This is a genomic window from Pseudomonas sp. PS02303 (assembly GCF_029959925.1).
Classification (GTDB): domain Bacteria; phylum Pseudomonadota; class Gammaproteobacteria; order Pseudomonadales; family Pseudomonadaceae; genus Aquipseudomonas; species Aquipseudomonas mandelii.
Genome location: NZ_JASCOM010000315.1, coordinates 1 through 6,194 on the forward strand (window position 1 = coordinate 1; position 6,194 = coordinate 6,194).

Here is a 6,194-nt window from a genome sequence, read left to right on the forward strand (position 1 = left end):
GGCAAGCCTCGCCCCTACAAGATGCGATACCTGTAGGAGCGAGGCTTGCCCGCGAAGAGGCCCTCACATTCACCGCAAAACTACCGCTCAAACAACTCCATCTGCTCAAACCCACCCCGCAAATCCTCCAGCCGCACGCCAATCCCCAACAACCGCACCGGTTTCCCGCCGCGATTGAACGCCTGGGTCAGCAACAACTGATAACTGCCCAAATCCCGCCCTGCCCCGGCTTGTTCCAGCGTCGTCTGGGTAAAGTCATGGAACTTCACTTTGACGAACGGCTTGCCCGGCCGATAGCTGCTGTCGATCCGCGCCATTCGGCCCGCCAGGGTTTCCAGCAGCTCGGGCAACTTATCCAGGCAGCTGACCAGATCCGGCAGGTCCACGTCATAGGTGTTTTCAACACTGATCGATTGCCGGCGGCTGTCGTTGTGCACCTGACGGTCATCAATCCCCCGGGCCAGGCTCCAGAGTCGCTCGCCGAAGCTGCCAAATTCACGCACCAGCGCCAACTTGCCCCACTCGCGCAAATGCGAGCAATCGACAATGCCGAGCCTGCCCAGCTTGTCGGCGGTCACTTTGCCAACGCCATGCAGCTTGCTGACGGGCAAACCACTGACAAAGTCTTCAACCTGATCAGGCGTGATCACAAACAAACCGTTGGGCTTCTTCCAGTCACTGGCGATCTTGGCCAGAAACTTGTTCGGTGCCACGCCAGCCGAGACCGTGATGTGCAACTGATTAGAGACTCGGCGGCGAATGTCCTGGGCGATGCGCGTGGCGCTGCCACCGAAATGCGCACAGTCCGACACGTCGAGGTAAGCCTCGTCGAGGGAAAGCGGCTCGATCAGGTCGGTGTAATCGCGAAAGATCGTATGAATTTCCTTCGACGCTTCTCTATAGGCGTCCATGCGCGGCTTGACGATGGTCAGGTCCGGACACAGCTTCAGGGCTTGCCCGGAAGACATGGCCGAGCGCACGCCGTAGGCCCGCGCCTCATAGTTGCAAGTGGCGATCACCCCGCGCCGGTCCGCAGAACCACCCACCGCCAGCGGTTTACCCGCCAGGCGCGGGTCGTCACGCATCTCGATGGCAGCGTAGAAGCAGTCGCAATCGACGTGGATGATTTTTCGCTGGCTCATATAAAAGCGGTGTTCATGGTGAAGAAATGGGGTCATGGCGTGCCGGATCGGCAGTATCTCACTGACACCTGTATATAGCACCAGTAGTCTGAATCTTCTTCCCCACCGGTAGGAAAAGTAACCGATGAATTTATTTTCTCAATCGAAAAGCGTCACTCGATAGAGCTGCAAGCCTTGCCATGCCTGCCTCGCAGACGATCGCCCAGCCCTTCCTTGCCGCTAAGCGATTGAACCAGAACAGGTTTTATCTGGATTGAAGGTTGACAGCCCAGCGATCCTCTGTAGAATGCCGACACACAGACGCGGGATGGAGCAGTCTGGTAGCTCGTCGGGCTCATAACCCGAAGGTCGTCGGTTCAAATCCGGCTCCCGCAACCAAACATCAAAAAAGGCTACTCGAAAGAGTGGCCTTTTTTGTGCGCGCCTGTTTTGTGCCCTCTTCATGAACAGAAGCGAGAAATCGTTCTGATTCCGAAACTTAAGTCTGATCCGCGACCGTTCGCCGCTTATTTACGCTTATTTGACCCGGTTGCAGATTAACGGTTGACACACAGGCGTATCTCTATAGAATGCCGCCACACAGACGCGGGATGGAGCAGTCTGGTAGCTCGTCGGGCTCATAACCCGAAGGTCGTCGGTTCAAATCCGGCTCCCGCAACCAAACATCAAAAAAGGCTACTCGAAAGAGTGGCCTTTTTTGTATCTGTTGAAAAAGTCCTTTCGCAACAATGACCTGTCACTGTGTAGCGAAGCGTTCGGGATCTCCAATGCGATGAGTTCAGACTATGCTGATTCGCAGACAGATCCCCCCGACGCCCAATGACATGCCATCGCCGTCAACCGGTGAGAGGCGTTAATATTTGTGATTATTTTTTTCTACAGGGATTGGTAACTTGGCTGGATACCCCCATCCTGTCGCGCACAATCCAAGAGGTGATTGATGCGCGCCAACTCGTCTGATCCACAAGACACCGTCACAGCGACCCAACCGATCAAGGCAGAGCGCCTGCGCTTGCTGGATCTGGCCAGCAAATATCGCCAGCCCATCGGCCTGGCGGTGACGCTGCTGTTGTTCGCTATCGCGCTGATTGCCTGTCGTCATCTGCTGAGCGAACTCGATCTGTACGCTTTGCACGACTCTATTCTTGAAGTCCCTAAACCGGCACTGCTGGGCGCATTGGCGGCGACCGTGGTCGGCTTCATCATTCTGCTGGGGTATGAATGGTCCGCCAGTCGCTACGCGGGCGTGACGCTGGCGCCGCGAATTCTTGCGCTGGGGGGCTTCACGGCATTTGCCATCGGCAACGCCATCGGTCTTTCGATGCTCTCGGGGGGCTCGGTCCGCTACCGTCTATATGCACGGCACGGTCTGGGGGCGTCAGATGTCGCTCACATGACGTTATTCGCCAGCCTCTCGCTCGGCTGCGCGCTGCCACCACTGGCCGCCTTGGCGACCCTCAGCAATCTGCCTGCTGCTTCGGCGGCCCTGGGATTGTCCGAAGGTTTGCTGGGGGGCGTTGCCGCGGCGGTTTTGCTGCTGTTCGGCGTATTGGCCATCGGCATCTACCGCCGTCGCCTGCCGGAACAACCTTCCCCGGATAACCTGCTGGTCAAGGTCGGACGCCGCACCTTGCGCCTCCCCGGTCGCCGCCTGACTTTCCTGCAACTGATCATCACCGCACTGGACGTGGCCGCCGCCGCGACCGTGCTCTATTTGTTGCTGCCGGAAGCGCCGCCCTTCGGTGCGTTCCTGCTGGTGTACCTGCTAGCCCTGGCCGCCGGTGTGCTCAGCCATGTGCCCGGCGGAGTCGGCGTATTTGAAGCCATTCTGTTGGCCGCCTTCGCCGACACGCTCGGCGCCGCACCACTGGCCGCTGCGTTGCTGCTCTATCGCCTGATCTACGTCGTGCTGCCGCTGCTGGTGGCGTGTGTGCTCCTGTTGATCAACGAAGGCCAGCGTCTGTTTCAGTCGCGCCAATCCCTGAGGGCCGCGTCCGGTCTGGCGGCGCCGATCCTGGCGGTGCTGGTGTTCCTGTCCGGCGTGGTGCTGCTGTTCTCCGGCGTCACCCCGGAAATCGACACCCGGCTGGAACACATCGGCTTTCTGATCCCGCACCGCCTGGTCGACGCCTCGCACTTCGGTGCCAGTCTGGTCGGCGTGCTGTGCCTGCTGCTGGCTCAAGGCCTGCGTCGTCGACTGTCCGCCGCCTGGATGTTGACCACCATTCTATTGCTGGTCGGCGCCCTGCTCTCCCTGCTCAAAGGCTTTGACTGGGAAGAAGCTTGCCTGATGACCCTGACGGCGAGCCTGCTGGGCGTATTTCGCCGCTCGTTCTACCGCCCGAGTCGCCTGACTGAATTGCCGTTCTCGCCGCTCTATCTGGTCTCCAGCCTGTGCGTGCTCGGCGCCTCGATCTGGTTGCTGCTGTTTGCGTACCAGGACGTTCCCTACAGCCATCAACTCTGGTGGCAATTCACCCTCGACGCCGACGCCCCGCGTGGCTTGCGCTCATTGTTGGGGGCCGCCGTCCTGCTGGTGGTCGTGTCGCTGACCTGGTTGCTGCGCACCGCGCGCCCGGTGATTCACTTGCCGACGCCTGACGAGCTGGATCGCGCCATAAAGATCCTGATGGCCTCCTCCCAACCGGACGGCGGCCTCGCCCTGACCGGTGACAAGGCGCTGCTGTTTCATCCCAACGACGAGGCGTTCCTGATGTACGCCCGCCGTGGCCGCAGCCTGGTGGCCTTGTACGACCCGATCGGCCCGACCCAGCAACGGGCGGAAATGATCTGGCAGTTCCGCGACCTCTGCGACGTCCACCACGCCCGCCCCGTGTTCTATCAAGTGCGCGCCGAAAACCTGCCGTACTACATGGACATCGGCCTGACCGCGATCAAGCTCGGCGAAGAAGCCCGGGTCGACCTGAAACGTTTTGATCTCGAAGCCAAGGGCAAAGAGATGAAGGACCTGCGTTACACCTGGAATCGCGGCACTCGCGATGGGTTGTCGCTGGAGATCTTTGAGCCGGGCCATGCGCCGATGGATGAGCTCAAGGTGATTTCCGATGCCTGGCTGACCGGCAAGAACGTGCGCGAGAAAGGCTTCTCGCTCGGGCGTTTCAGTGACGATTACATCAAGCATTTCCGCGTCGCGGTGATTCGTTTCGAAGGGCGCCCGGTGGCATTTGCCAACCTGCTCGAGACTTACGGCCATGACCTGGCCAGCCTCGACCTGATGCGCGCGCACCCGGACGCGCCCAAGCTGACCATGGAGTTCATGATGGTCGGCCTGATTCAACATTATAAAAATCATGGATACGCGCGTTTCAGCCTGGGCATGGTGCCGCTGTCGGGGTTGCAACCCCGGCGTGGCGCACCGCTGACCCAGCGCCTGGGCTCGATGGTTTTCCGCCGTGGTGAGCAGCTCTACAACTTCCAAGGCTTGCGCCGCTTCAAAGACAAATTCCAGCCTGACTGGGAACCCCGTTATATGGCCGTGCCCGCCGGACTCGATCCGCTCGTTGCCCTGGCCGATACTGCTGCCCTGATTGCGGGCGGCTTGACTGGATTGGTGAAACGCTGATGATTCAACGCTCCTTGCGGTACGTACTGGGCACACTGGTCGTGTTGGCCCTGATTATCGGTGGCGGTTACTGGTACCTGAAGCGCCCGGCCCCCGAACCGACTCTCGAACAGCTGAAGCCGGCTGATGGCACGGCGATGACGCGTGTCATTCCCGGCAACACGCCACGCGCCCAGGTGCTGGTGGCGGTCAATGAAGACCAGAAACTCAGCGACAAACAGTTGATGACCCTGAGCCGCACCGGCTCGGCGCAGATTGTTCAGGTGATCCTGCCCAAGGACTGCCTGCTTCAAAGTCGTGCCCTGCAATCAGGCCTGCGAGAACTCAAAGGCCCGGCGACCCTGGTCAGCGGTATCGGCCCTGGCGCGGTGCTGGCGTGGCGCTGGTTGTCCGAGCAGAAGGACGACAAGGCCCAGGCTGTCTCCGTCGACCTGGCACTGGAAAAACCCGGCTGCACCCACTTGCTGCCAAAAAGTGCCGCTCACGGTCACTGGCTGGTGGCCTGGAACGACAACCCGGACGACACCAGCGCCGGCTTCGTGCGCGATCAAGCCAACGCCGAAACCAGCATCAGCGACTACGACATCAACCTGCCGCAAGTGCTGAACAACGAACTGCGTAAACTCCTGGTCGGCGGCGACAAAGCCGCTGGCGGCCTGCAAATCCCCGTGGTCGAAGTCCCGGCCGGCCAAGCCAAGGACACCGTGACCCTGTTCCTGTCCGGTGACGGCGGCTGGCGTGACCTGGACCGCGACGTCGCGGGCGAGATGGCCAAGATCGGCTACCCGGTGGTCGGTATCGACACTCTGCGCTACTACTGGCAGCACAAGAGCCCGGAGCAAAGCGCCCTGGACCTGGCCGAGCTGATGCAACACTACCGGCAGAAATGGGGCACCAAGCGCTTCATCCTGACCGGCTACTCGTTCGGCGCCGATGTCCTGCCAGCGATCTACAACCGCCTGGAACCCGCAGAACAACAACGCGTCGACGCCATCATCCTGCTCGCCTTCGCCCGCACCGGCAGCTTCGAAATCGAAGTCGAAGGCTGGCTCGGCAACGCCGGCAAAGAAGCCGCCACCGGCCCGGAAATGGCCAAGCTGCCACCGGAGAAAGTGGTGTGCATCTACGGCGAAGAAGAAGTCGACGAAAGCGGCTGCACCGACAAGACCGCCGTGGGCGAAGCGATGAAGCTACCGGGCGGCCACCACTTCGACGAGAACTACCCGGCGCTGGCAAAGCGCTTGGTGGACATCATCGAGAAGCGTCAGGCCAAGGGTGAGACGGCTCAGGAGTGATCTGAGGCGCGCCCACCCAAAGCCCCCGCAACCGAAAGGTTGCAGGGGCTTTTTTTCATTTCCACAGACACCACAAATCCCTTGGGTAGATCAGATACCTTGTGGGAGTGAGCCTGCTCGCGATAGCGATCTGTCGGATACAACGATGGTGAATTTCAGTCCGCTATCGCGAGC

General features: G+C 60.5%; 3 protein-coding genes and 2 tRNA genes. 4 read left to right on the top strand and 1 reads right to left on the bottom strand.

All coding sequences use genetic code 11. The features are described from left to right. Positions 1–80 precede the first annotated feature (80 nt). The gene (gene dinB, locus QMX98_RS31320) at positions 81–1,142 is read right to left on the bottom strand and encodes a DNA polymerase IV (RefSeq protein ID WP_010462672.1); all 1,062 of its coding nucleotides are present in this window, start codon (positions 1,140–1,142) and stop codon (positions 81–83) included. A gap of 301 nt (positions 1,143–1,443) precedes the next feature. Here dinB and QMX98_RS31325 point away from each other — a divergent pair. The 4 genes from QMX98_RS31325 (at position 1,444) to QMX98_RS31340 (ending at position 6,020) form a co-directional block, all read left to right on the top strand. Next, a tRNA-Met gene (locus tag QMX98_RS31325) sits at positions 1,444–1,520 on the top strand. A 206-nt stretch (positions 1,521–1,726) separates the two neighbouring features. Continuing rightward, positions 1,727–1,803: transfer RNA gene (locus QMX98_RS31330), tRNA-Met, on the top strand. Positions 1,804–2,082: 279 nt separating this feature from the next. Continuing rightward, on the top strand, positions 2,083–4,725 hold the full coding sequence (gene mprF, locus QMX98_RS31335) for a bifunctional lysylphosphatidylglycerol flippase/synthetase MprF (RefSeq protein WP_169856256.1): 2,643 nt from the start codon (positions 2,083–2,085) through the stop codon (positions 4,723–4,725). Then, a complete protein-coding gene (locus tag QMX98_RS31340; protein ID WP_010462677.1) occupies positions 4,725–6,020 on the top strand; it encodes an AcvB/VirJ family lysyl-phosphatidylglycerol hydrolase in 1,296 nt (431 codons plus the stop codon). Before mprF ends, QMX98_RS31340 begins: the two co-directional genes overlap by 1 nt. Positions 6,021–6,194: the final 174 nt, after the last annotated feature.